27 protein-coding genes are annotated in these 26741 nt (G+C 39.1%); 7 read left to right on the forward strand and 20 right to left on the reverse strand.

Translation table 11 applies throughout. The features are described 5' to 3' along the window. Positions 1-102 precede the first annotated feature (102 nt). Positions 103-2874 (forward strand): DNA polymerase I, encoded by a 2772-nt coding sequence (gene polA / locus QLG01_RS04370; RefSeq protein ID WP_282495921.1) that lies wholly within the window; start codon positions 103-105, stop codon positions 2872-2874. Positions 2875-2927: 53 nt separating this feature from the next. On the opposite strand, the gene QLG01_RS04375 is transcribed toward polA, so the two are convergent. From QLG01_RS04375 to ppx, 5 genes are read right to left on the reverse strand one after another with little or no spacing between them, the layout of a single operon-like run. Then, on the reverse strand, positions 2928-3497 hold the full coding sequence (locus tag QLG01_RS04375) for a YggT family protein (protein WP_004794512.1): 570 nt from the start codon (positions 3495-3497) through the stop codon (positions 2928-2930). 21 nt (positions 3498-3518) lie between these two features. After that, a complete protein-coding gene (gene proC / locus QLG01_RS04380; RefSeq protein WP_111855380.1) occupies positions 3519-4355 on the reverse strand; it encodes a pyrroline-5-carboxylate reductase in 837 nt (278 codons plus the stop codon). After that, a complete protein-coding gene (tilS, locus tag QLG01_RS04385) occupies positions 4327-5730 on the reverse strand; it encodes a tRNA lysidine(34) synthetase TilS (protein WP_282495922.1) in 1404 nt (467 codons plus the stop codon). The genes proC and tilS overlap by 29 nt, the downstream gene beginning before the upstream one ends. Beyond that, positions 5667-6488 (reverse strand): acetyl-CoA carboxylase carboxyltransferase subunit alpha, encoded by an 822-nt coding sequence (locus QLG01_RS04390; RefSeq protein ID WP_013198918.1) that lies wholly within the window; start codon positions 6486-6488, stop codon positions 5667-5669. Before QLG01_RS04390 ends, tilS begins: the two co-directional genes overlap by 64 nt. Before the next feature lie 18 nt (positions 6489-6506). Then, the gene (gene ppx, locus QLG01_RS04395; protein ID WP_004794521.1) at positions 6507-8027 is read right to left on the reverse strand and encodes an exopolyphosphatase; all 1521 of its coding nucleotides are present in this window, start codon (positions 8025-8027) and stop codon (positions 6507-6509) included. Between the two features lie 277 nt (positions 8028-8304). Here ppx and trxA point away from each other — a divergent pair, with 277 nt between their 5' ends. Both trxA and rho read left to right on the forward strand, forming a co-directional pair. Further along, a complete protein-coding gene (trxA, locus tag QLG01_RS04400) occupies positions 8305-8631 on the forward strand; it encodes a thioredoxin (protein WP_003655060.1) in 327 nt (108 codons plus the stop codon). 322 nt (positions 8632-8953) lie between these two features. Further along, positions 8954-10222: a transcription termination factor Rho gene (rho, locus tag QLG01_RS04405; protein ID WP_004794523.1), complete on the forward strand. Its 1269-nt coding sequence runs from the start codon at positions 8954-8956 to the stop codon at positions 10220-10222. A 163-nt stretch (positions 10223-10385) separates the two neighbouring features. On the opposite strand, the gene QLG01_RS04410 is transcribed toward rho, so the two are convergent. Then, positions 10386-10538, reverse strand: a complete 153-nt coding sequence (locus QLG01_RS04410; protein ID WP_107880773.1) for a hypothetical protein — start codon at positions 10536-10538, stop codon at positions 10386-10388. Between the two features lie 94 nt (positions 10539-10632). Here QLG01_RS04410 and QLG01_RS04415 point away from each other — a divergent pair, with 94 nt between their 5' ends. Further along, positions 10633-10875, forward strand: a complete 243-nt coding sequence (locus QLG01_RS04415) for a hypothetical protein (RefSeq protein WP_282495923.1) — start codon at positions 10633-10635, stop codon at positions 10873-10875. Between the two features lie 155 nt (positions 10876-11030). Here QLG01_RS04415 and QLG01_RS04420 read toward each other — a convergent pair whose 3' ends face one another. Genes QLG01_RS04420 through pheS form a run of 3 tightly spaced genes read right to left on the reverse strand, consistent with a single transcriptional unit; the run spans position 11031 to position 14718 of the window. Next, the gene (locus tag QLG01_RS04420; RefSeq protein WP_000126166.1) at positions 11031-11327 is read right to left on the reverse strand and encodes an integration host factor subunit alpha; all 297 of its coding nucleotides are present in this window, start codon (positions 11325-11327) and stop codon (positions 11031-11033) included. After that, complete coding sequence (gene pheT, locus QLG01_RS04425) at positions 11324-13705, reverse strand: phenylalanine--tRNA ligase subunit beta (protein WP_282495924.1); 2382 nt, start codon at positions 13703-13705, stop codon at positions 11324-11326. The genes QLG01_RS04420 and pheT overlap by 4 nt, the downstream gene beginning before the upstream one ends. Before the next feature lie 32 nt (positions 13706-13737). Next, a complete protein-coding gene (gene pheS / locus QLG01_RS04430) occupies positions 13738-14718 on the reverse strand; it encodes a phenylalanine--tRNA ligase subunit alpha (protein ID WP_004794529.1) in 981 nt (326 codons plus the stop codon). Between the two features lie 157 nt (positions 14719-14875). On the opposite strand from pheS, the gene QLG01_RS04435 reads away from it, so the two are divergent. Continuing rightward, entirely contained in the window at positions 14876-15868 is a 993-nt protein-coding gene (locus QLG01_RS04435; RefSeq protein ID WP_005302438.1) for a hypothetical protein, read from the forward strand. A gap of 6 nt (positions 15869-15874) precedes the next feature. Here QLG01_RS04435 and QLG01_RS04440 read toward each other — a convergent pair whose 3' ends face one another. The 4 genes from QLG01_RS04440 to rpmI form a co-directional block, all read right to left on the reverse strand. Then, positions 15875-16378, reverse strand: coding sequence for a GNAT family N-acetyltransferase (locus tag QLG01_RS04440; protein ID WP_282495925.1), 504 nt, complete (start codon positions 16376-16378; stop codon positions 15875-15877). A gap of 57 nt (positions 16379-16435) precedes the next feature. After that, positions 16436-16993: an NADAR family protein gene (locus QLG01_RS04445; RefSeq protein ID WP_005302432.1), complete on the reverse strand. Its 558-nt coding sequence runs from the start codon at positions 16991-16993 to the stop codon at positions 16436-16438. 90 nt (positions 16994-17083) lie between these two features. Continuing rightward, the gene (gene rplT, locus QLG01_RS04450; RefSeq protein WP_000124858.1) at positions 17084-17443 is read right to left on the reverse strand and encodes a 50S ribosomal protein L20; all 360 of its coding nucleotides are present in this window, start codon (positions 17441-17443) and stop codon (positions 17084-17086) included. 11 nt (positions 17444-17454) lie between these two features. After that, positions 17455-17649, reverse strand: coding sequence for a 50S ribosomal protein L35 (gene rpmI, locus QLG01_RS04455; protein ID WP_003655048.1), 195 nt, complete (start codon positions 17647-17649; stop codon positions 17455-17457). A gap of 236 nt (positions 17650-17885) precedes the next feature. On the opposite strand from rpmI, the gene nreB reads away from it, so the two are divergent. Continuing rightward, complete coding sequence (nreB, locus tag QLG01_RS04460) at positions 17886-19139, forward strand: nickel resistance MFS transporter NreB (RefSeq protein WP_282495926.1); 1254 nt, start codon at positions 17886-17888, stop codon at positions 19137-19139. Positions 19140-19183: 44 nt separating this feature from the next. On the opposite strand, the gene QLG01_RS04465 is transcribed toward nreB, so the two are convergent. The 4 genes from QLG01_RS04465 to thrS form a co-directional block, all read right to left on the reverse strand. Next, entirely contained in the window at positions 19184-19612 is a 429-nt protein-coding gene (locus QLG01_RS04465; RefSeq protein WP_005302425.1) for a YqaA family protein, read from the reverse strand. Between the two features lie 57 nt (positions 19613-19669). Then, the gene (locus QLG01_RS04470; RefSeq protein ID WP_005302422.1) at positions 19670-20290 is read right to left on the reverse strand and encodes a glutathione S-transferase N-terminal domain-containing protein; all 621 of its coding nucleotides are present in this window, start codon (positions 20288-20290) and stop codon (positions 19670-19672) included. Between the two features lie 229 nt (positions 20291-20519). Further along, complete coding sequence (gene infC / locus QLG01_RS04475; RefSeq protein ID WP_080592984.1) at positions 20520-21071, reverse strand: translation initiation factor IF-3; 552 nt, start codon at positions 21069-21071, stop codon at positions 20520-20522. A gap of 5 nt (positions 21072-21076) precedes the next feature. After that, a complete protein-coding gene (gene thrS, locus QLG01_RS04480) occupies positions 21077-22999 on the reverse strand; it encodes a threonine--tRNA ligase (protein ID WP_005302419.1) in 1923 nt (640 codons plus the stop codon). Between the two features lie 392 nt (positions 23000-23391). Here thrS and QLG01_RS04485 point away from each other — a divergent pair, with 392 nt between their 5' ends. Beyond that, the gene (locus QLG01_RS04485) at positions 23392-25029 is read left to right on the forward strand and encodes an acyl-CoA synthetase (RefSeq protein WP_005302416.1); all 1638 of its coding nucleotides are present in this window, start codon (positions 23392-23394) and stop codon (positions 25027-25029) included. 47 nt (positions 25030-25076) lie between these two features. Here the strand turns inward: QLG01_RS04485 and yjgA are convergent, their stop codons facing one another. From yjgA to rapZ, 3 genes are read right to left on the reverse strand one after another with little or no spacing between them, the layout of a single operon-like run. Beyond that, the gene (yjgA, locus tag QLG01_RS04490; protein ID WP_005302413.1) at positions 25077-25613 is read right to left on the reverse strand and encodes a ribosome biogenesis factor YjgA; all 537 of its coding nucleotides are present in this window, start codon (positions 25611-25613) and stop codon (positions 25077-25079) included. A gap of 2 nt (positions 25614-25615) precedes the next feature. Continuing rightward, positions 25616-25885 carry an HPr family phosphocarrier protein gene (locus QLG01_RS04495; RefSeq protein WP_013198928.1) on the reverse strand — a complete coding sequence of 90 codons (270 nt, stop codon included), beginning with the start codon at positions 25883-25885 and terminating at the stop codon, positions 25616-25618. Beyond that, complete coding sequence (gene rapZ / locus QLG01_RS04500; protein WP_004794551.1) at positions 25882-26733, reverse strand: RNase adapter RapZ; 852 nt, start codon at positions 26731-26733, stop codon at positions 25882-25884. Before rapZ ends, QLG01_RS04495 begins: the two co-directional genes overlap by 4 nt. Positions 26734-26741 lie beyond the last annotated feature (8 nt).

The raw sequence follows: 26741 nt of genomic DNA on the forward strand, positions 1-26741 counted from the left end.
CAAGCGTATATTTATACATACAAAATACTGCAAAAATCATAATCCTGCATTCATAGCCGTTTTCACGTAAAATACCCGTAATTCAAATTAAGGAATTGTTCAATGCCACCATTTGTCTTGGTTGATGGGTCCTATTTTTTATTTCGTGCATATCATGCATTACCACCATTGACGACCTCTACAGGGTTACATACCAATGCAATACGTGGAGCAATTTCTGCGATTCAAAAACTTATGCGTCGTATGCAACCGACGCATATGGCCGTAATTTTTGATACGCCTGAGCCAACTTTCCGTCATAAGCTTTCACCTATTTATAAAGGTGACCGTCCAACCATGCCTGAAGAGTTATCTCAACAGATTCCATATTTACATGCATTAATTAAAGCCCAAGGCATTCCTTTATATAGTCTTCCGGGTGCTGAAGCAGATGACATTATCGGTACACTTGCTAAACGTGCCGTGCTTGAAGGCCATCATGTGCTTATCTCAACAGGAGATAAAGACATGGCTCAGCTCGTCAATGATCATGTCAAACTTGAAGATAGCTTTAAAGATCGCGTAATGGACACCGACGGTGTATTTGAAAAATTTGGTGTTTGGCCAAATCAGATTATCGACTATTTAACACTAATGGGTGATGCATCCGACGGTATTATGGGTGTTCCAGGCGTAGGGGCAAAAACAGCAGCTAAGTTACTGACTGAATATGGCACTTTAGAGAATATCATTGCCAATGCTGATCAACTTAAAGGCAAGATTAGCCAAAATATTAAAGATAATTTAGACAATATTAAGCTTGATCACCAGTTAGCTAGCATTGTCTGTGATCTTCCTTTAGAACTCGACTGGCATGAACTAAAACTCACTGATCCAAATGTTGATGCTTTACGTAACCTCTATACTGAGCTTGAGTTTAGAAATCAGTTACAGTCGCTTGATCATCCAAATAATCCGAACAGCTCTACTTATAAGCAACAAGTTTCACAAGTAGTCGTTCAAGATGAAGTTAAACCGGTTGACGCTATAGAAACCGAAGATCAGGCAAGCTTAACCAGTCAAGATGACCAGCTTGGGACTGCAAATTATCATACTGTTTTAACTCAAGAAGCATGGGATCAACTCTTGCAACGCATGCAAAATGCTGATCATTTTGCTATTGATACAGAAACTACAAGTCTCGATTATCGTATTGCCGAGATGGTTGGTTTTTCAATCGCGTTTGATGCACAAGACGCTTATTATGTGCCTTTAGCGCATAATTATGAAAATGCACCGCAGCAACTGGACCGTGAACAAATACTGGGTCAAATTAAGCCTGTATTAGAAAATGAAACGGTTAAAAAAATTGGTCATCATCTTAAATATGATGCCCATATCTTTGCCAATCACGGAATTGAGCTAAAAGGCTGGTATTTCGATAGCATGCTGGCATCTTATGTACTAAATGCAGCTGCTACTCGTCATGGCATGGACGATGTAGCTCGTGTCTACTTAAGCCACTTAACGACCACCTTTGAACAAATTGCTGGTAAGGGTGCAAAGCAGAAAACTTTTAATCAAATTGAGATTGAAGTTGCTGCTCACTATGCAGCAGAAGATGCTCATGTGACCTATCGTTTGTATGAAGTACTTTCAAACAAACTTAAGCCATTTCCTGAGTTAGAAAATATTTTATATAACATCGAAATGCCGGTTGCCCGAATTTTGTCAGGCATGGAAGAAGATGGTATTCGTTTAGATCATGCTTTCTTAGATAAATTAAGCGTTGAGTTTGCAAAAACCATGGAAGGCCTTGAAAATCAGGCTATGGAAATTGCAGATGAAACTTTTAATATTGCTTCACCTAAGCAAGTAGGCGAAATCCTATTTGATAAATTAGGAATCAAAGGTGGTAAAAAAACTGCAACTGGACAATACAGCACCAGTGAAAGTGTTTTAGAAAAAATTGAACATCCTTTAGCGGAAATTATTCTAGAGCATCGTGGTTTAGCAAAACTAAAAAGTACCTATACGGACCGTCTAGTTGAGCAATCTCATAATGACACCCATCGTGTGCATACGAGCTATCATCAAGCACTTACAGCGACAGGCCGTCTCTCCTCTTCTGATCCTAACTTACAAAATATTCCAATTCGTAGACAAATTGGCCGTCAAATTCGTAAAGCATTCATTGCACCAGAAGGCCGAGTTTTACTAGCAGCCGATTACTCGCAAATTGAACTTCGTTTAATGGCTCATTTTTCTCAGGATGATGCTTTAGTACATGCGTTCCAGCACGGCCAAGACGTTCACCGCCGTACTGCAGCAGAAGTATTGGGCATTGATATCGAAGATGTGACCAATGATCAACGTCGTCAAGCTAAGGCAGTAAACTTTGGTCTACTGTATGGTATGTCTGAGTTTGGCTTGATTCGTCAGTTAGGTTTCACACGTCAGGAATCGCAAAATTATATTAAGCAATATTTCCAACGCTATCCTGGCATCTATGAATATATGCAACGCACGCGTCAAGTTGCATCAGAGCAAGGCTTTGTTGAAACTATTTTAGGCCGTCGTCTTTATACACCAGATATTGATGCACGAAATGTGATGGTGCGTAAGGCTGCTGAACGTGCTGCCATCAATGCACCTTTACAAGGTAGTGCAGCTGATATTATTAAAATTGCAATGATTGAAGTTGATAAAATCTTGCCAAAAGATCAAGCCAAGTTACTTCTTCAAGTACACGATGAATTAGTTTTTGAAGCCGATCAAAACATTGCTGAAGAACTTTCCAAACAAATCGCAAAAGTCATGGAATCTGTTGTAGAAATTTCCGTGCCTTTAGTGGTTGAAGTAGGACAAGGACAAAACTGGGATGACGCCCATTAATTAATAGAAATAAAAAAGGGCTGTGAAATACAGCCCTTTTTTATTGAGTTAGCTTAAAGACCAGTTAAGAGAACTTTAGCAACTTCATTCATTAAAATTTCAGCAATATAGAGTGCCAAAAATGCCAAAATTGGCGATAAGTCAATCATTCCCATATTAGGCAATAAACGACGGAATGGTGCAAGTAATGGTTCGGCTAAATCTTGAATCACCTCAATATAAGGTGAACGAGATTGAGTGAACATAACTACCCAACTCAAAATGATTGTTGCAAAAATTAAATAACGGCAGAAACGAATCAAGTCCTGAATCATAGTCACAAATGTCAGAATCACTAAATGAATCGGACTATTTGGCATAGAACCAGAAAGATACATCACACCGAAAATTTTCAGTAAATATAAAATAATTAAAAGAGCTAACGCAGCTAAATTAAACCGGCCTTTTGCGACCGTCGGAAAAATTCGGCCAAAAATATCAACAATTTTAGTCGCCTTTACGGTCGATAAAACCACAGGATTATAAGGACTTACTGCCGCCAATTGCATTAAAAAACGGAAAAAGACCAATAAAATCGCGACATTAATTAAAATTCCAAAAATTAGCGCAGAATTTGCACCCATAGTTGTCTTATCCTATTTAAGCTATTTCGCACTGTCACTCAATTCTTGAGCCAATTCTTGGCTACGCTTCTGTGCAGCAGCCAATGCAGATTGAATATTTTGGGAGATTTGTGCACGGTCAAAAACTTCAAGTGCGGCTTGTGTTGTACCATTTGGCGATGTCACATTCTTACGAAGTTCAGATGGAGTATTTGAACTGGTAATTGCCATTTGAGCTGCACCTAACGCCGTTTGAAGAGTTAACGCAGTTGCAACTTTTTCATCCAGTCCTAAATTTTTACCCGCACGGATCATACTTTCCATCAGATAGAAAAAATATGCAGGGCCTGAACCAGAAACTGCTGTTACCGCATCAATTTGAGCTTCGGAGTTTACCCAAATTGTTAAGCCTGTGGCCGCTAAAATCTGACTTGTTAATTCACGATCCGAAGCACTGACTACATCATTTGCATAGATACCGTGCGCGCCAGTTTGAACCAGAGCTGGAGTATTCGGCATAACGCGAACAATTCGATTGCTATCAATTAAGTTTGATATCGTTTGAATTTCAGCACCAGCAATAATTGAAATGACCAATTTATCTGATAAAAGACCTTTCAACGGACGTAAAACAGTCGCCAAAACTTGCGGCTTTACCGCCAGTACGACAACATCAGCATTTTGAATTGCAGCCACGTTATCTTGTGTTACGTGGACTTCTTTCTCTTGTAATAATTGACGGATCTGCTCAACAGGATCTGAAACAGTAATACGTGTCGGTGGTAAACCTCTTGAAATGAGCCCGCCAATTAACGCTTGGGCCATATTACCGCCACCAATAAAACAGATATTACAATTTACTGCACTTGCCATAACCATATTCGCCATTTACCAGATTACAAGAATGAGAAATTAAATCCGGTTGCCATCCTCCTTGCTCACAATACGGAGACTGAGCCAACCAAAATCCTTTCGGTGTAAAAACCCCAAGCATAACATTATCTATGACTAATATTTGAATTGTATGACGAAGCCAAGGCAAAATATGTGCTTCTTGAATTGCTTTTTTTAATGGCCATTGCCCAACACGACCATATAAATGGACTTTTTCTCCACCTTGACGTCGAATTATTGTCAATTTTTTATTTAATAAAGATGGACTCAAACCGATATTTTTTTGTGTGATCTGAAAATTTCCTGAAGCGTAATGCACTATTTCCCTCATTTGGAAATGATGCTCTGACTCAGCTTCAACTGGGTTTAATTTTTCAGCAAGAAAAACTTGCTTACTCAATCTATAAAGATGGTGTTGATAACGGACATAGTAAAACTGATTCCAGTGTAATGCTGCTTGTGCATCGGACTTTGAATCAATCACTTCATTTTTTAAACGCTCAACCATTTCAAATGCAGGTCGATATTGCCCATCACCTTTCATCCAAACCGAAAGTAATTGACGTTGACGAGCAACTGATAAATCTAAAAGTTTAGTTAAGTCTAAACACTCAGCAGTACCGCAATGCTTTAAGTCGGCTTTCAAAACTTCTTCTAAAATTTCAGAAGCATCTTGCATGAGATAACTGGTTCGGCTCAGTGCTTGCTGCATTTTAGGAAATCTGTTTTGTAAAAATGGCCAAAGTTCCTCACGCGACCATGCCCGATCATAATGAATATCGTAATTTGTCGGGTCATTTACATACTCAATTTCAAGTTGAGTAGTCCAATCAGCAATTTGCTCACGAGATAAGTCTAAAAAAGGACGCCAAATCGTCATGTCTACACGGTAATCCACAGACTGCATTGCAGCTAATCCATCAACACCTGCACCCGATAATAAACGGAGTATGACCGTTTCAGCCTGATCTTGCTGATGATGAGCAAGTACTAAGGTTTCATTCGGTCGCAAATGCTGTCGATAAGCTTGATAACGCGCCTGACGTGCTTGAGCTTCCAAATTACCATCGGTAACCTGAACTTTTTGAATAATAAAAGGAATATCTAAACGAGTAGCCTGTTCAGTGACTAGTTTCCCCCACTCTGCACTTTGTGATTGCAGCTGATGATCGATATAGATTGCTCGGATCTTTTGAGGGAAAATTTGAGACATCAAATGTAGCAGCAGCATAGAATCCATGCCGCCACTACATCCAATAAGAAAAGAACTATTTTCTGAAAATAGTTGAGCCTGCTTTAAGACATTATGCCTAAATTTGCGCTGCCAAACTTCATTAAACGTTGATAACGTGCTTCGCATCGTTCATTTGCTTCCAGTGGTAGCAATTCATCCAAAGCTTGCTTCAGAACTACTTTTAGGTTTTGCATAACTTGCTCAGGGTCTAAATGTGCCCCCTCGCCTTCATCTACTACATATTCAACAATACCTAGAGATTGTAATTTGTCTGCTGTCAAACCTAAAGCTTCGCTCGCTTGAGCCGCTTTTTCAGCAGTTTTCCATAAAATAGATGCGCAGCCTTCTGGTGAAATCACAGAATAAATACTGTGCGATAACATAATAACTCTGTCAGCAACACCAATACCTAAAGCACCACCAGAACCACCTTCACCCAGTACTGTTGCAACAACAGGAACTTTCAAGCTTGAAAGTTGAGCAAGACTCGTTGCAATTGCTTCGGCTTGTCCACGCTCTTCAGCACCAACACCTGGGTAAGCACCCATAGTATCAATAAACGTGAAGACCGGAAGATTAAAACGCTCAGCCATATCTAATAGGCGTTGAGATTTACGGTAACCTTCAGGGTTAGCCATACCGAAGTTATGCTTTAATTTTTCACGGGTACTACGACCACGGTGTTGTCCAATGACCATCACAGGTTGACCGTCAAAACGAGCAAGACCACCTACCATCGCACCATCGTCACCAAACAAACGATCACCATGCAAGGCGTCAAACTCTGTAAAGATTTCACCGACATAATCTAGAAACTGCGGACGTTCAGGATGACGTGCAATTTGAACCGTTGTCCAAGCTTTGGACTGAGTAGATTTTTTCATAGGTCGAATATTATCCCTTTAATCGATAAATTTTTCCGACTGAATATTCAATTCAATGTCCCAATGCTTAAACTGCTCTTGCTCATCGTGCAAGTCGGCAACTAACAATGGCCATTGTTTGGCATCACCAGAAACACTAAGCTGCCATTGTTGATCATTTATGATGGTCAGTTCAATGGCAGGAAGCATCTGATCACTTCGACTATGGTTGAGTAAAACTGCTAGGCGAAGTAATAAACTTAAGTAAAGTAATTTATGACCACCAGCCTTCAAAATTTCGTTTTTTACATCATTTCGCAATTTACGACGATGGTGAGCAACTAAATGTGAAAGATGATTTTGATCAATTTGCGAGAAACCCGGAATATCTGAGTGCTGTAATAAATAAGCACCGTGGCGATGATAACCACCATGACTAATTGCTAAACCAATTTCATGCAAATAAGCAGCTCGACGCAGTAAGTCACTGTCTTCACTCGTTAAATTAAGAGATTTCGCAACGCCATCAAATAATTGTTGTGCTGTGTTTACAACTCGTTCTGCTTGCTTTGGATCGGCGTTATAACGCCCCATTAAGGCCTGTACACTACGATCACGGATATCCTCATGTTTAAATCGACCTAACAGGTCATACATTACACCTTCGCGTAATGCACCATCAGAATATGCCAAACGATCAATTTCTAAAACTTCAAAAACTGCGTACAAAATTGCCAATCCGGCTGGCAAAACTGCTCGTCGATCTTCTCTTAGTCCTTCAAAATCAATTTCAGAAACATTTTTAAACTTAAGTAATTTATCTTTAAGTTTATATAGTCCTTCTCGAGTGACATTTTCTTGTTCATCACTTAAGCCCATATTGACCATAATTTGGCGACAGGCCTTAATCGTTCCACTCGAACCAACGACCGTATCCCACCCTTCCATTTTATAAGTCGTTGCAATAGCAGAAAGTTCTTTACGAGCAGCAACTACGGCCTTATCAAATGCTTTTTGTGTGATTTCCCCATCAGAGAAATAGGCCGTTGTATAAGCCACACAACCCATTTGTAATGACTCGGTGTAAATAGGTTCAAACTCTTCACCGATAATGAATTCGGTAGAACCACCACCAATATCAACAACTAAGCGACGTCCACCATTGGCCATGGTATGCGATACCCCCAAATAGATCAGACGGGCTTCTTCTCGTCCTGCAATAATTTCAATAGGTTTAGGTAAAATTTCTGCAGCTTTTTGAATAAATTCATGACCATTTTTTGCCTGACGCAAGGCATTCGTAGCCACGATTCGTAAACGATTAGGTTGAACAGAGCTCAATCTTCCAACAAAACGGGCTAGACATGCTAAACCACGCTGTTGAGCAGCTTCTGTTAAATTTTTATTTTCATCTAAACCAGCTGCAAGCTGTACTTTTTCTGACATCGAAGCAACTTTTTTAACTTCGCCATGATCTACCCGTGCAATTGCAAGGTGAAAGCTGTTCGACCCCATATCTATGGCGGCAAGTAATTCTTCATCAATCAGAAAGTCAGACATTATTGAACTAAACCCATAACAATTCACGCCTAGAGTAATTCACAAGAATGCAATTGAAAAGCCATTTTCATCAACAATTAATAGCCATCGATATTTTTCTATTTGTTAAACGATTGTACAAGCCGATGATGAATATCGTGAGCATCCATTAGACAAATTTAGTTAAGCCTTGAATAATAGCATCAAACCCTTACATTGAACTAAGTAGCTATGTAATACTGATAGAGATAATTTCTCCTGTAGTAATAGCACTTTTTCTAAAAATTGGAGCCGTACCATGTCTGCGACTATTGTAAATACAACTGATGATAACTTCCAAGCAGATGTTCTAGACGCTGAAACACCTGTGCTTGTTGACTTCTGGGCAGGTTGGTGTGCACCTTGTAAAGCAATTGCACCTGTTCTTGAAGACCTATCAAGTGAATATGCTGGTAAAGTAAAAATTGTTAAAGTTGATGTAACTTCTTGCGAAGATATTGCGGTGAAATACAATATCCGTAATATTCCTGCTTTATTACTTTTCAAAAATGGTGAAGTTGTAGCTCAACAAATTGGTGCTGTACCTCGCTCTAAACTTGTTAGCTTTATTGATGAAAATGTTTAAGTCAAAATGCTAAGAATAAAAATACGCTATACTTTTTTATAGCGTATTTTTTTCGGCTATAAATTGACAAATTAACTAAGCTGGCTTATATTGCATGCTCAAGAGGCACTGAAGGGAATCATCTTCGTCCGGCTTCTTACAAGACACAAACATAAAGATCGCCACTCGGCAACAGAAATTGTTTTTTCACATTTTTCTTCGAAACAATCAATCAGAATTCTGAATTGTTATTGTGTAAATACAATTGCGATAATCTTTTTTGTATGCGAGCGATTTTTCTTCTTTTTAAACCACACTCTACTCTTTCCTAATTCTGACCCTTATGAATTTAACTGAACTCAAGAAAAAACCAATTGGTGAATTAATTAAAATTGCTGAATTTATGGGCCTGGAAGGTATGGCTCGTAACCGAAAGCAAGATATTATCTTTGCCATTTTGAAACGCCATGCAATGAATGGCGAAGAAATTTTTGGTGATGGCGTTCTTGAAATTCTCTCTGATGGTTTTGGTTTTTTGCGCTCTGCGGCAGGTTCGTATTTAGCAGGTCCGGATGATATTTATGTGAGTCCTTCACAAATCCGACGCTTTAACTTGCGTACAGGTGATACCATCACAGGTACTATTCGCCCTCCAAAAGAAGGTGAGCGTTATTTTGCGTTGCTCAAAGTTAACCAGATTAACTATGACACGCCAGAAAATTCTCGAAATAAAATTTTATTTGAAAACTTAACTCCCCTTTTCCCAACTGAACAATTGGTTATGGAACTCGGTAATGGTACGACAGAAGATTTAACTGCTCGTGTTGTTGACTTAGTTGCGCCAATTGGTAAAGGACAACGTTCTATTATTGTTGCACCGCCAAAAGCGGGTAAAACGATGTTACTTCAAAATATTGCTCAATCGATTGTTAGAAACAATCCAGAAGTATTCCTGATCGTTCTATTAATTGACGAGCGTCCAGAAGAAGTAACTGAAATGGAACGTACTGTTCGCGGTGAAGTCATTGCTTCAACATTCGACGAAGCTCCTGCTCGCCACGTACAAGTTGCAGAAATGGTAATTGAAAAAGCAAAACGTCTTGTTGAACATAAAAAAGACGTTGTGATTCTTCTTGACTCTATTACCCGTCTTGCTCGTGCTTACAACACTGTTATCCCGTCATCAGGTAAAGTATTAACTGGTGGTGTAGATGCTCATGCATTAGAACGTCCTAAGCGTTTCTTCGGTGCTGCACGTAATATTGAAGAAGGCGGATCTCTTACGATCATTTCAACTGCTTTGATTGAAACAGGCAGTAAAATGGATGACGTAATTTATGAAGAATTCAAAGGTACAGGTAACCAAGAGATTACACTTGATCGCCGTATTGCTGAAAAACGCGTCTTCCCTGCTATGAATATTAAGAAATCTGGCACTCGTCGTGAAGAGCGTTTAATGGATGATGATAACTTACGTAAAGTATGGATCCTCCGTAAGCTTCTTCATCCTATGGATGAGTTGGCGGCAATGGAATTCTTACTTGACCGTATGAAAGAAACCAAAACAAATGATGATTTCTTCGATCAAATGAAGCGTAAAGCTTCAACTTAATCGATTAATCTTCATAAAAAGCCACTCTTTTGAGTGGCTTTTTATTTGGTTGACAAGCTTTACACAAAAATACATTTTGCAGTTTTTTATGTAATTTTACTTATAAGCTTTTGATAATAATTATTTTTGAATTAAAAAAAATAAGTTTTTTAGTAGTTTACCTCTACCTTTTCCAATACACTCGAGCTGATTGATTGTTTTTTTCTGTTAAAAAACAGACTGTTTTTCTGTTTTTCATACATTTTTTTGACAGACGACAGTAGTATTTCAGCATTTGCAGTGATAGCATAGCGGCAGACCAGTTAGACTGCTCCATGCGTTGTTACCTAGCTACGTTTTAGGAATAATAAAAGCAAAACAGTCCAACTTAGGTTTTTTTAATCTCAAATCTTTTTTGTGAGAGTGATGCCATGTTATTCAAAAAATTTGCTGTTGCTGCTGCTGTTGCTGCTACTTTAGCTTTCGTTGGTTGTTCTAAGAAAGAAGAAGCTCCTGCTGCTGCTGCTTCTGAAGCTGTAGCTGCTGCTTCTGAAGCTACTACTGCTGCTTCTGAAGCTGCTGTAGCTGTTGACGCTGCTGCTTCTGAAACTGCTGCTGCTGCTTCTGACGTTGCTGCTGCTGCTTCTGACGCTGCTGCTTCTGCTGCACACTAATCTATATATTAGGTTAGAAAAAAGAGGACATTATGTCCTCTTTTTTTACGCCTAAATTTTATATTCCAAAAATCATTTCGCTTAAACTATCTAGATAAATTGATATAACATTTTAATTAAATAAAGCCATCTAAATATAAGTAAAAAAAAGCAGATCAATCGATCTGCTCATTTCCAACGCGTTGTCTAAACTTTTGACCTGCTCTGAAGGTCACAACCCTACGTGCAGAAATTGGAATTTCTTCACCTGTTTTAGGATTACGTCCTGGACGTTCGCGTTTATCTCTTAACTCAAAATTACCAAAACCAGAAAGCTTAACCTGCTCCCCTGCAATAAGTGCTTGGCTAATTTCGTCGAAGAACAACTCGACCATTTGTTTTGCTTCACGGCGATTTAAGCTGGTTAACTCACTTAAATGATCAGCCATGTCTGCTTTAGTTAATGCTGTCATGAGGCCCTCAATGTCGCTTGATAAGTGTTTTCTAACACTTGGATTATATTGTCCATACCAGATTTAATTTCAGCATCTTCAAGCGTACGTGAAGGATGTTGCCACAAAAGTGCAAACGCTAATGAGCGCTTACCATCTTCGACACCCTGCCCCGTATACACATCGAATAACCATGTAGAGTCTAAAAGCTCTCCACCAGTTTGTTCGATTAACTGCTGAATATCTCTAACATTTATATTATCAGAGATTAAAAGCGCAATATCACGTCTAACCGAAGGAAAACGTGATAATTCTGTAAAATTAGATACATAAGATTGCAAAACAGCTGTTTGATCAAGTTCAGCTACCCACGTCATGCTTAAATCAAGCTCATTTTCTAGAGAGGGATGCAAGCGACCTAAGTAACCAATTGATTTACCATCAACTAAAATCTCAGCTGATTGCCCTGGGTGTAACCAAGCACGCTCAGAACGTACATATTCAGCCTTAACACGACCAGCAGCTAAAACTTCCTCCACCTCACCTTTGAAATCAAAGAAATCCATTGGTTGAGGCTTAACATGCCATGATTCTGGTTCTTGTGAACCCACTGCAACCAGAGCCAACGTAGGAGTCTGTTTTAAATCTTCAATGCTCTTAGCATTTTGATAATCAAAACGCAGCCCGAATTCAAAGAAACGAACACGACTTTGCTGACGGTTGAGATTATATTGTACGCAAGGAATTAAGCTAGAAAGTAAAGTACTACGCATTGCAGCCAAATCACTTGAAATTGGATTTGCTAGCATCAGTGGCTGAACTTCTGGATTTAATTGCTTTTCAAGTTTTGCATCAGCAAAGCTAAAGCTAATTGCTTCTTGGTAACCTAAAGTCACGATCGTTTGACGCAGCTCAGCGAGTTCAAAACGATCTTGATATTTAGCAAATTTAACATCCATGCTTGGTAAGCTAATTTGGATATTGTCATAGCCATCAATACGCGCCACTTCTTCAATTAAGTCTTGATAAATAGTCATGTCATAGCGATGTGATGGCGGTACTACACTCCATTCACCTTCAGCCTTAACCGTTACCTTACACCCTAGTCGAGTTAAAGCATCTGCAATGAACTCACCCGCAACTTGATATCCCAATAATTGGTCTACCTGAGCTTGTTTCAATTCAATTGCTTCACGCTTAGGCAGTAGATCAGTTTTTTCAGCTACAGTAATTGGACCAAACTCGCCGCCTGCTAACTCTTGAATAAGTTGAGAAGCACGATTCATTGCAATTAAAGGTAATTCGAAATCTACACCGCGTTCATAACGCTGCGAAGAGTCTGTATGCAAACCAAAACGACGAGCACGTCCAGCAATCGCAAGTGGTGCAAAGAAAGCACTTTCTAGGAAAATATCAGTCGTATCATCAGTTACACTTGATGATAAACCACCCATAATTCCCGCAATTGCTAGAGCTTTTTGATCATCAGCAATCACCATTATATCTTCTTGCAACTCAACTTCTTGATCATTCAGAAGTTGTAATTTTTCTTGTTGTGTTGCTTGACGAACATGTACAGTCCCTTCGATTTTAGACAAATCGAATGCGTGCATTGGTTGACCCAATTCCATTAAGACATAGTTGGTCACATCAACCAAAATACTATGAGTACGGATACCTGAACGTGATAAAGCCTGTTCCATCCACTCAGGAGTCGCAGCTTTTACATTAACATTTTTAACTACACGCCCTAGATAACGCGGAGCACCTTCAGTACTGATAACTACTTTTTTCTCATCAGCAATAGTGGCATCAACCGAGTTAATTACAGGCTCATTCATTTGTAGCTTATTAATAACTGCAATTTCACGGGCAATACCACGAATACTAAAACAGTCACCACGGTTTGGCGTAATGCTAATATCAATGACATTATCATCAAGTTTGAGGTATTCGCGGATATTTACTCCTACTGGAGCATCAGCTGGCAATTCAAGCAAACCATCGATTTTATCTTCAAGATCAATCTCAGAAGCACCACAAAGCATGCCTTGTGACTCAACTCCACGAAGTTTACCTTTTTTGATTTTAAAATCGCCAGGTAATACAGCGCCAATGGTTGCCACAGGTGCTTTCATTCCAACACGAACGTTCGGTGCGCCACATACAATTTGTAAAGGCTCACCTGAACCAATATTCACTGTTGTAACACGTAGACGGTCTGCATCAGGGTGCTGCTCAACAGTGAGCACTTCACCAATTACAACGCCGGTAAATGGTTTAGCAACAGGTGCCAATTCATCAACTTCAAGACCAAGCATCGTCAACTGATCAGATAATGTATCACTATCAATTGCCGGATTAACCCATGTACGTAGCCAATTTTCGCTAATCTTCATCTTTATAAACCTTTTTTAATCCTGAAAAACTGTTAGGCAAATTGGCGTAAGAAACGCACATCATTTTGATAGAACATACGCAAGTCATTAATGCCATAACGCAACATAGCAAAGCGCTCTACCCCTAAACCAAAAGCAAAGCCTTTGTATTTATCAGGATCAATACCCGCAGCACTTAATACATTTGGATGTACCATGCCACAGCCTAAAACCTCTAACCAACGGCCACGTTCATCCATAATATCTACTTCTGCACTTGGCTCAGTAAACGGGAAATATGATGGACGGAAACGTACCTTTAAATCTTTTTCAAAAAACTCATTCAGCAGGTTAATGAGTAAACCTTTTAATTCAGCAAAGCTGGTGTTCTCAGCAACGTATAGACCTTCGATCTGATGGAACATTGGCGAATGCGTCTGATCAGAGTCACAACGATAAACACGGCCTGGACATACGATACGAATTGGTGGCTCACTTGTTTCCATGGTACGAATTTGCACACCAGACGTGTGCGTACGCAGTAAATGAGTGGCATCAAAATAGAAAGTATCGTGCATAGCACGCGCTGGATGGTGACCAGGAATATTTAATGCTTCAAAATTGTGATAGTCATCTTCAACTTCTGGACCAGTCGCAACTGTAAAACCAGCCTTAGTGAAGAACTGACAAATTCTTTCTTGTACTTGAGTAACAGGGTGAACTGTACCAACGCGTTGACCGCGGCCTGGCAAAGTAATATCAATTGTTTCACTTGCTAGTTTTTGCTCAAGTGCTGCCTGTTGTAATGCCGCTTGACGTTCTGTTAAAGCAGTATTAATTGTTTCTCGAACAGCATGAATCGCAGCACCTTGTACTTTGCGTTCTTCAGGGTCCATTTTCCCTAATGCTTTCGATTGTTCTGCAAGCTGGCTTTTTTTCCCTGTAAATTGCACACGCACCTGATCAAGTGCAACAAGGTCTTGAGCTGCTGCAATGGCAGCAAGCGCTTCTGTGGTCAGGGCTTCCAGTGACATATTAACTCTCAAAGCAACAAATTAAAAAATATAATAAAACACTGCATTCTAACAGTTTTTCATCAGATTGATGAAGTTTATCCATCATGAAAAATGTATTAGGCAACAAAAAGATAAAACGTATAAGATAATAGCATCGTCAATGAGATCAACTATTATGGCGCTCAATCAAATTTGGAAACAACAACTTACGCTTGTGACGTATGGTAATGAATACCTCCGTCAGAATTTAAGCTTTACCCAATGGCGACAACATCATATTTTTGACCACCATAGTTTTCAGTTTCGTGACTTAGCTTCTCAGCATTTACTCGCTCAACACTTTCAAGTTTGGCTAGAAGCGCTAAAAAAACAAGGCACCACTCAGCTCAGTTTACACTTATCAAGCCTTCTCAATGAAGAGCAAAATCCAAACAGCAACGTTGAGCTTTTGCCTTATACTCATTTTATCGTTAGCCATCAAAATGATAAGAAATTTGCATGGATTTTCGGCCATGAACTTGCTGAATGGTATAACAATGATAATGAGTTTGAAGCTCCTGCTTCACAAACCTGTGAGCTTCGTTTAGAAACTTTCTGGCGTTTTGAACTCAATGAAAAATTATCAAAAAAAATTGAAGCTGATTTAAAAAATCCGCCATGGCAAGAAATAGCTGACTTTATGGAGAGTGAATTATTTCGTAGTAAATATGCAGCAGGGTTTGAGGAACCAGAATTTCAAAAAACTCATTTTGATGGTACAAGCATTACAAGCCAAGAACCAAGACTTGCTTTAATTCCAGAGAATTATCCTGCAGATTATGCTCATCAGCTTTTATCTCGCACTCAAGCATTGGCTAATTATTTAGAACAAAAGAAACGCCTTGCAAATGATCCATTAGGAGAAGAGCTAGACCAAGAACAAATCATTAATTTAAGAAATTTTACGCAAAAAACTGATGATTTGTTTGCCAAACTTATTGTTAAGGCTGCAAATCACTACCAAACAGCTCAGATTGTACCTGTAGTTAAAGCCTCTCCGTTCGAGCAATCAAATGAAAATCCACAACATTTGAAATCTCACCACCATAAAGGCACTGGTTCAGGCGTTATTAAGCTGATTATTCTAACGATTATTATTTGTGCTCTGGCTTATTATTTTGGGCTTTAACTTAGATTAGAGTTTCCATTGATAAAGTAACTCTGTTATTTCGAAGCCGAACTCCGGTAGTTCGGTTTCGCCAATTATTTTGGCTCCCATTTTTTCATAGAAAAAACGGCTTGGATTTTTATTAAAAACTTCTAAACGAATAAAACTGTATCCATTATTTAAAGCACACTGATGAAACTTTTGGAATAACTCACGGCCTATACCTTGTTTTTGAACTTCTCTTAAAAGATAAAAAGCAAGAATTTCAGCAATATTATTTTCTGGATTTAAATAACCATCGAGAAAGCCTTTCACTATTCCATTTTCAGTATAGATAAGTAACTTATGATCAGAGTTTTTGGTGATTTCTTTCCATAACTGTTCCCTATCTAGCACGTTAAGCTCATCCAATATTTCCTGCTTAAGCATACCTGTATAGGTTTCTTTCCAACACTGCACATGTACTTCTGCAATAGATAATGCATCCTTAAAAGTAGCTATACAAATTTCTCTTTCATTTAGTAATTGCAATTCGTTTCCCTCACGTCACTACTTTTAAAGTGAAGCACCAATTTGTTTCATACAAACTTATTCAACTAAAAGCCGCTCTCGAACATGCATTAGAGCAAAACCCAACAAATTTAAGCCTTGCCATTGAGATGGATCTTGAATATGTGGATGGTCTTGTGCCATACCAATTCCCCAAATTTTATCGACTGGAGATGCTTCAACTAAAATACGATCTTTTGTGGCTAATAAGAATTCTTTCAATTTATGATGCTGAGAGAATTTAGCAAAGTTCGCCTGTACGACAATATCAAACCGTTTTTCTTGCCATAACTGTTCATCATAATTACGCACTTTACGACCTAGCTGTTTCGCCTCATTCGGATGTTTAACCTGCAAAATCTGTGCAAAAATTTCTTCATCATTAAATAATTTTGCTTTTTGCGCCATCATATAGTGCTCAGCAGTAAAGTATTCATGACCTTCCACTTTAAATTGCGCAGGAAACCACTGGCTAAAACAGCTTTTATCAACAAGATCAGCTTGTTTAGGAGTATGCCCCCAGAAATATAAGTATTTAGACTGATGGCCTTGCTGTACTTTTTGAATTAAGTCCTTTAGAAATTTTTCGTCTTTCATCATTTATCTCTGATTATTTTCTTTTTTAAAATAGAACCACTCAAAATAAAAAAGACCGCTAAAAAGCGGCCTCTTTTTGAATCTCTAAGCTTATGCAGCTAATGCGCCTTTAGCTTTTTCAGCTAAAGCAGCAAATGCTACTGCATCATGCATAGCGATGTCAGCTAATACGCGACGGTCGATGATCACTTGAGCTTTTTTCAAGCCATCGATCATACGGCTGTAAGACAAACCGTTTTGACGAGCACCAGCATTGATACGCGCAATCCATAGAGCACGGAATTGACGTTTCTTTTGACGGCGGTCACGATAAGCGTATTGACCAGCTTTGATTACCGCTTGGAACGCTACGCGGTAAACGCGTGAACGAGCACCATAGTAACCTTTAGCGCGAGCAAGAATTTTTTTGTGACGACGATGAGCCACTACACCACGTTTTACACGAGCCATTTATAATCTCCTTAGATGTATGGGCACATACGACGAACTGAGTTCACGTCAGAAACATGAACCATTACACAGCCGCGTAATTGACGGATACGTTTAGCAGATTTTTTGGTCAAAATGTGGCGCTTAAATGCTTGTTTGCGCTTAAAACCGTGTGCAGTCGCCTTGAAGCGTTTAGCAGCACCGCGGCGAGTTTTCATCTTAGGCATAACAACCTCTTTTGAACACCTGTTCGGAACGTTTGCACCATTGCAAAAACGACCTGCAGGTAAGGGAGCCGATATTCTAAAGCATCCCAACCTAAAACAAAAGTAAAATGCTCATTTTTTGATAGTAAATTGTCTATTTTATATAAACGATATTTTCTATAATCAATTATCAAATTACGAGAAAATCCATAAAATCATCGCCTATAATAAGTGCAATCCCCTAAATTCAAAAGAATATGAATATACAAAATGATGCTTTCGCTGCATTACGGTATCGAGACTTCTCTATCGTTACGATCAATCAGTTTTGCTTAACGCTCGCAATTTTGATTCAAGAAATTATTGTTGCCTATTCATTATACCAAATCACCAAAGACCCTCTGACTTTAGGTTTAATCGGACTTGCAGAAGCCATTCCTTTTATTGCCCTTTCTCTTTGGGGAGGCTATTTTGCAGATAGGTTTAATAAACAGATTATTATGAAAATCTGTTTATTTTTTTCGGTTCCCCTTCCCCTGGTTTTATGGTTACTTTTCCACTTACATGGTTTAGGACATATCAGTGTTAGCTTCCTTTCTTGGGGCATTTATGCTGTTATTTTTGGCTTAGGAACAATCCGCGGTTTCTACAATCCTTCTGCAACATCTTTAAAACCATTTTTAATTCCACGCGAACTTTATGCAAATGGTGCGACATGGACAACCATCGGCTGGCAAAGTGGTGTAATTATTGGACCTATGCTGGGTGGTTTTATGCTTGCTTATTTAGGCAGAGAAACCAGTCTATTTAGCGTTGCTGTTTTACTTGGTATTTGCTTTATTTTAATTAATTTATTGCATAAACGTAATTTCCCTAAAATTGAAACTGACAATATTCTAGAAAGCTTAGGAGAAGGTTTCCGTTTTATCTGGAAAACCAAAATTGTTCTTTGGGCGATTTCTCTTGATTTAGCTTCTGTTTTATTTGGTGGCGTTATCGCGTTATTACCAATTTTCGCAGAAGATATATTAAAAGTCGGTCCGGAAGGACTTGGATATTTACGAGCTGCTCCATCTATTGGCGCACTTATCACAATGATTGCTTTGACCCGCTTTCCGCCAACTCAGCACGCATGGCGTAACATGTTACTTGCTGTAGCAGGTTTTGGAATATTTACTATTCTATTCGCCTTCTCAAAAAATATGTGGTTATCACTTTTTGCTCTTGCTATGACAGGCGCTTGTGACAGTATTTCAGTTGTGGTTAGACAAACCATTTTGCAAATTCTCCCACCAGAAAATATGCGAGGCCGCGTTGCTGCCGTAAACGGTATGTTTGTATCTTCAAGTAATGAATTAGGAGCCTTTGAATCAGGTTTAGCAGCTAAATATTTAGGCACGATTACCGCTACAATTTTTGGAGGCTGCATGACTCTGGTTGTTGTGACTTTCTGTTGGATCAAAACGAACGATCTATTTAAAGTTGATATCATCAGAAGCTCAGAAGATTAATTTAAATAGTTATAAATCAAAGCATCTTCGGATGCTTTTTTATTTTAAATAAAACCCATCACTACCCAGTAAATAAACAAATAGCGCCCTGCTTTGGCAATAACAACAATACCAAGGAAGCGCCAAAAATTTTCTTTGAAGAGTCCAGCAACCAAAGTAATTGGATCACCAATGATAGGCGCCCAACTTAAAAGTAAAGAGTAAAAGCCATACTTATGATAAAAGCGTTGGGCTTGTTCTAAACGCTTTTCAGAAACTGGAAACCACTTTCGATGTTTAAATTGCTCTATCTTTAGGCCTAACCACCAATTAACACAAGAACCTAAGACATTACCCAAAGTAGCAGTACCGATTAAAAGCAAAGCTGAATATTGTCCCTTTAATAATAAAGTTACCAACACCGCTTCAGACTGTAGAGGTAATAATGTGGCAGCACCAAAAGCACTGATAAAAAGCAAAAAGTAACTCAGCATAAGCAATTATACCAAATGACTTTTTGCTTTAAGCATTTATTAAATCTAGGCAAGAAATTAAGCCACTTTAATTGATAGTGCTTTCTGAACTGCTGGGCGTGCTGTTAAACGCACAATATATTCTTGTACATATGGATAGTCTTCAAGTTGAATACCTTGCCATTCATAACGCAAGATCCAAGGTAAAATTGCCATGTCAGCAATCGAGTACTCACCAGCAACAAACTTCTGACCAATTAATTGTTTATTAAGTACACCATATAAACGTTTAGTTTCATTTACATAGCGATCTATGGCATAGGGAATTTTTTCTGGGGCGAAACGATTAAAATGATGATTTTGCCCAAGCATAGGCCCTAACCCGCCCATTTGCCACATGAGCCACTGCTCAACCTCAACTCGCTCTTGTTCATCATCTGGATAAAATAATCCAGTTTTTCGACCTAGATATTGCAAGATAGCACCCGATTCAAATATAGATATCGGCTCACCACGAGGTCCATTTTGATCAACAATCGCAGGAATTTTGTTATTTGGAGAAATTCTCAGGAAATCTGGTTGAAATTGATCATTTTCTAAAATATTAATTGGGTAAAGGGTGTAATCCAATCCCATTTCTTCTAAGGCAATTGTGATTTTATGTCCATTGGGAGTGCCCCAATAATATAGATCAATCATTCTATTTTCCTACTCATCGTTATCATGACTGCGTCTTGGTTTATATCATGTTTTAAGAGAGACGATTAGATTTGCAACACTAAAAAATACATAAAATTCGTGAATTGAATTTCTTAAAAAAATATACCAATTGTCTTAAATAAAACTGAATAAAGAAAATTTAAATGATCTTTTTTTATTGATATGTGGGTAAAAAAAAGCACTGCTTTTGCAGTGCTTTTTTTGAGTATTACTTTTTCTTTTTCGGTCCAAGTAACATACCCATTTGACGGCCTTCCATTTTTGGTGCTTGTTCCACAACCCCAAACTCAGCTACATCCGCTTCAATTTTTTGTAATTGAGCTAAGCCAAGCTGTTGATGAGCCATTTCACGACCACGGAAACGTAAAGTAATCTTCACTTTGTTTCCTTCTTCAAGGAATTTCAAAATAGCACGAAGCTTAACTTGATAATCACCAACATCAGTTGCAGGGCGCAGTTTGATTTCCTTCACTTGCACTTGATGCTGTTTTTTCTTCGCATCTTTTTGCTTCTGCTTCAGGTCAAACAAGTGCTTGTTGTAATCCATAATTTTACAAACAGGCGGCTCGGCGTTTGCAACGATCTCAACAAGATCAAGTTCAACCTCTTCAGCAGCACGCAGTGCTTCACTTAATGAAACAATTCCTTTTTGCTCACCTTCAGCACCGACAAGGCGTACTTCTTTTGCACGGATCTCGTCATTAATTGCTGGACGGTTGCTTTTTGCACCTTGTTGTTGGTTACGGTCAGGCTGTTTAATCTTTCTTACTCCACAATATACCGGCCACGTTCGGCGACGGCAGACTTCACTAAGTCAATGAATGCATCTACTGACATAGTACCTAAATTTTTTCCTGAGCGGGTACGTACATTCACTGTACCTTCTTCAACTTCTCGATCACCAAGAACTAACAAGTAAGGAATACGCTCTAGAGTACGCTCACGAATCTTAAATCCGATTTTTTCATTTCTCAAGTCAGAAATGGCACGAAGACCATTTTCTTTGAGTTTTGCTACGACTTTCTCACAAGCTTCAGCTTGAGAATCCGTGATATTCATGACACATGCTTGTAACGGTGACAACCAAGGTGGCATGAAACCAGCGTAGTGTTCAATTAGTATACCAATAAAACGCTCAAAACTGCCAAGAATTGCACGATGCAACATAACAGGCTGATCACGATCATTGTCTTCAGTCACATAAGACGCATCTAAACGCTCTGGTAAGTTGAAGTCACACTGAATAGTACCACATTGCCATACACGTCCGAGACAGTCTTTCAATGAGAATTCAATTTTTGGACCGTAGAACGCACCTTCACCAGGTTGTAATTCCCATTCCAACCCTGCGGCATCTAAAGCGTCTGCTAAAGATTTCTCAGCCATATCCCAAAGTGCATCATCACCCACACGTTTTTCTGGACGTGTAGAAAGTTTCATTTGCACTTCTTCAAAGCCAAAATCTTTATAAACATCAAGCGTCAGTTTAATAAAATCTGCAACTTCTTGACCGATTTGTTCTTTAGTACAGAAGATATGTGCATCATCTTGTGTAAATCCACGTACACGCATAATGCCGTGTAAAGAACCAGATGGTTCATTACGATGACAAGAACCGAACTCTGCTAAACGAATTGGCAAATCACGGTAAGACTTCAAACCTTGGTTGAAAACTTGTACGTGACATGGGCAGTTCATTGGTTTAACCGCATAATTACGACTTTCAGAATGAGTCGTAAACATGTTGTCTGCATAGTTCGCTGCATGGCCTGATTTTTCCCAAAGCGTAAAGTCTACGATTTGTGGTGTTTTAATCTCAAGGTAACCATTGTCTTGCTGAACTTTACGCATGTATTGTTCAAGAACTTGGTAAATCGTCCAACCGTTTGGATGCCAGAACACCATACCTGGTGCTTCTTCTTGCATATGGAACAAGTCTAGAGCTTTACCAATTTTACGGTGGTCGCGCTTTTCAGCTTCTTCAATACGTTTGATGTATGCAGCAAGCTGTTTCTTATCAGCCCATGCAGTACCATAAATACGTTGAAGCTGTTCGTTCTTCGCATCACCACGCCAGTAAGCGCCAGAGATTTTTGTCAGCTTAAACGATTTTAAAAATTTAGTGTTCGGTACGTGTGGACCACGACACATATCTAAATAATCTTGATGGTAGTACAAGCCCATTTGTGTTTCTTCAGGCATGTCTGCAATCAAGCGTAATTTGTATTCTTCGCCACGTGCAGTAAATTCAGCAATGACTTCATCACGCGGTGTCATTTTTTTAACGACATCATAATCTTGATCAATGAGCTTTTTCATGCGCTCTTCGACAGCTGCCATATCGTCTAATGTAAAAGGACGTGGCATCCAGATGTCGTAGTAAAAACCTTCTTCAATGACTGGACCAATCACCATCTTGGCTTCAGGGAAAAGCTGTTTAACAGCATGTCCGACAAGGTGTGCACAAGAGTGGCGAATAATTTCAAGACCTTCTTCATCTTTTGGAGTGATAATTTGTAAGGTCGAATCTTCGGTAATTAAGTCACATGCATCAACTAAGCGATCATTCACACGTCCAGCAACAGTATTTTTTGCTAGACCAGGCCCGATACTTTGGGCAACTTCCATAACAGATACAGCGTGATCAAAACTCTTTTGATCGCCATTTGGCAATGTGATAATTGGCATAAAAAAATCCTTAAGGAGTGATGCCCTATACGAAGGAGCATTTCACCGCGAGATTATGATCGAGGCGAACCTCAAAATATAAAAACGGTGTAAATCAAAATTAAAAAACCTGAAAGATTTTACACTTGTTCAAGCAAAGTGAAAACCTTTGAGCCCATAAAATCATAAATACATTTTGCTTATCAGGTAAACAGCAATAAATGACTTAAAAACATATTGAGATGATTTTTAAACATGTTCAACACAAGTGGTTTAAGATGAAGAAAATAGCATTTCTGCTCATTTTCTGACTGGAGGGTATTTCCCTTTAAGACTAAAGCATAGATGCTTTGATGAGTATTAAGTCATATTTTCAAAGAATGAATTAAAAATAGAACACGGAGTTGTTTCACATGGTTAGTGCTTATGATGAATTGCCACGCACACCCGCAAACTTTGTTGCGTTATCGCCTCTACGCTACCTAGAGCGTGCAGCTTATATTTATCCAAATCACGCTTCGATTATTCACGGTAAACGCCAAATTTCATGGAAAGAAACTTACCAACGTTGTTGCCAGTTTGCTTCTCAGCTCAAACAACTCGGAATTGGTAAAAATGATACGGTATCAGTTTTATTGCCTAATGTGCCAGCGATGATCGAAGCACATTTTGCAGTACCGATGACTGGAGCTGTGCTCAATACGCTCAATACACGCTTAGATGCAAAAACAATAGCTTTCATGTTAGAACATGCTGAAAGCAAAGTGCTTTTGGTTGACCCTGAATTTGTTAATCTGGCAAGAGAAGCCCTCTCTCTTATTCCCGACCAACACATTATTGTGATTGATGTAGCTGATGATGAATATGAGGGCGAGAATCAGTTTATTGGCTCTTTTGAATATGAAGAATGGATAGCTCAAGGCGACATTAATTTTGTATGGCATTTACCAGATGATGAGTGGGATGCAATTAGCTTAAGCTACACTTCAGGCACAACAGGTAATCCTAAAGGCGTTGTTTATCATCATCGGGGCGCTTATTTAAACGCTGCAAGTAACATATTGGCCTGCGGAATGAAACCTCGCGCTGTGTATTTATGGACATTGCCTCTCTTTCATTGTAATGGTTGGTGTTTTGCATGGAGCATCGCAGCCAGCGGTGGAACAAATATTTGTTTGCGCAAGGTCGACCCAGAATTAGTCATGCAACTCATTGCAGAACATAAGGTTGATTATTTCTGTGGTGCACCGATTGTTCTTTCAATGATTATTAACTTACCTAAAGAAAAACAAACTAACTTTGATCACCATGTTGAAGTAATGGTTGCTGGCGCAGCTCCTCCAGTTGCTATTATTGAAGGTATGCGAAACATGGGGATTAACGTAAACCATGTTTATGGTTTAACTGAAACTTACGGGCCTTCTGCCTTATGTGCTTCGCAATCGGGATGGAATGAGCTTTCAATTGCCGAACAAGCTCAACTTCATTCTCGCCAAGGCGTACCCTATCCGTTACAAGACAGTATGCGTGTATTAGACCCAGAAACCATGCAACCTGTACCAAACGATGGACAAACCATGGGAGAAATCATGTTCCGTGGAAATATTGTCATGAAAGGCTATTTAAAGAATCCCCAAGCGACTCAAGAAGCTTTTGCTGGCGGATGGTTCCACACGGGAGACTTAGCCGTTTGCCATCCCGATGGTTATGCAAAAATTACTGATCGCTCGAAAGATATTATTATTTCAGGTGGAGAAAATATTTCATCTTTAGAAGTAGAGGATGTTTTGTATAAACACCCAGCTGTTTTAACCGCTGCGGTGGTTGCTAAACCCGATGCCCGTTGGCAAGAAGTACCATGCGCATTTATTGAATTAAAAATGGGTGCTACAGCAACACCTGAAGAAATTATTGCACATTGTCAAAAAGAGTTAGCTCGCTTTAAAGTTCCTAAAGATGTGGTCATTACAGAAATTCCAAAAACATCGACCGGCAAATTACAGAAGTTTATTTTGCGTGAATGGGCAAAAGAACGCGCTGAGAATATATAAATAAAAAAAGCGACGCCTTGAGCGTCGCTTTTTTTATTTAAGTGCATTTAGCCTTGATCGGACAATAATGCAATTTGCTGCACATAGTTAACAAATTTAACTTTTGATGCCTCAATATCTGCTTCACTCGCCTGTTGAGTTTTATCGCGGTTAATTCTCAACACATGCTGACGCAAGGTGTGACGTTCCGATGCATTATAAATTTTACTAAATTCATTAATTGCAGGATCACCCTGCTCAATCATACGGTCAACCCAACGCATTAATTGAGCCTGTCTTTTTGCGCCTTGCTGCGGGGTTAAATAAGACAAAATAACGGTCTCATCTTCATTGCGCAATAACTTACCAATACGTTGAAATTGGCGACGACGTGCTTCAAAAGAACTAATGTTCTGCACTTCCATTAAAGCATCAATTAAACGCTCATCAACTGGAAGTTTCTGAATTTGTTTAATAGAAAGTTGTGCGAGTTGCTCACCTAAAGCAGCCATGCGTTGCACTGCTTTTTTCTGTTCGGTTTTACTTGCACGTCCTTCTAAAGAACCGAAATCTTCTTCAGTATAACGCTGGGAACCACGTGCCACGATTAATCTGCCTCATAAAATTTTGCTGCGAATAACGCCAGTACTTCATTTAATGCCTGCTCTTCGTCGGTACCATCAATGACCAATCGCAAAGTGGTTCCTTTACCTGCACCTAACATCAGCAAAGACATAATATTTTTTGCATCTACCAAATGATCGCCTTTTCCAATCTGGATCGACGAACGAAACTTTGTAGTGACCTCTATCAGTTTTCCTGATGCACGAGCATGTAAACCGAGTTTATTAATTACATCAACAGTTGTGTCTATCATGACCAGTGCTTCATTTCTCTGTGTAAGACCTGAACAGACCATTCTGCCTCAAGTGCTTGTTTTAGTCTATCTACGATATAAACCGAACGATGTTGCCCCCCAGTGCAACCAATAGAAATCGTCATATAGTGACGATGTCCTTCAGCAAATGCGGGAAGCCATTTTTTTAAGAAGTGAAGAATATCATCAAACATTTCGTTTGCTTGCGGACTTGCTTCTAAAAATAGTCTTACTGGCTCATCCAAACCAGAAAAACGTCTTAATTCTAAATCCCAATGCGGATTTGGTAAATGCCGTACATCAAAAACATAATCGGCATCTAAAGGAATGCCATGTTTGTATCCAAATGACTGCAATATGACAATAAGCTTATCTGACTGCCCTAATTTAGACAGTAAAATATGCTTTAAATCATGAACGCTTTTATCCGTTGTATCAATATGAACCGTAGCGCGGAACTGAATTGGAAGCAGTAACTGCTTTTCTTCATGAATACATTGCAACAGACTTTTAAAACGATTAGCTAATGGATGTGGACGACGCGATGCACTAAAACGCGCAATCAGATCCTGATCTTGTGTCGTCAAGTAAATAACATCAACAGTTCCATGTCTTTGTAATTGCTCAAACACATGATCGAACTCTTGCATATCTGCCCGAGTACTTCTTACATCCACTCCTAAAGCTAATTGCTCTAGATTATTTTCATGATCTAGCTTTGCCACAATTTCGGGCAGCAATGCCAAAGGCAAATTATCAATACAGTAATAGCCCAAATCTTCTAATACTTGAAGGGCCGAAGATTTTCCTGAACCAGACTGTCCTGTCACGATAAGTATACGCTTCATGGCATGGC

The sequence above is a fragment of the Acinetobacter sp. V89_4 genome, assembly GCF_029967875.1.
In the GTDB taxonomy this organism is placed as follows: Bacteria; Pseudomonadota; Gammaproteobacteria; order Pseudomonadales; family Moraxellaceae; genus Acinetobacter; species Acinetobacter oleivorans.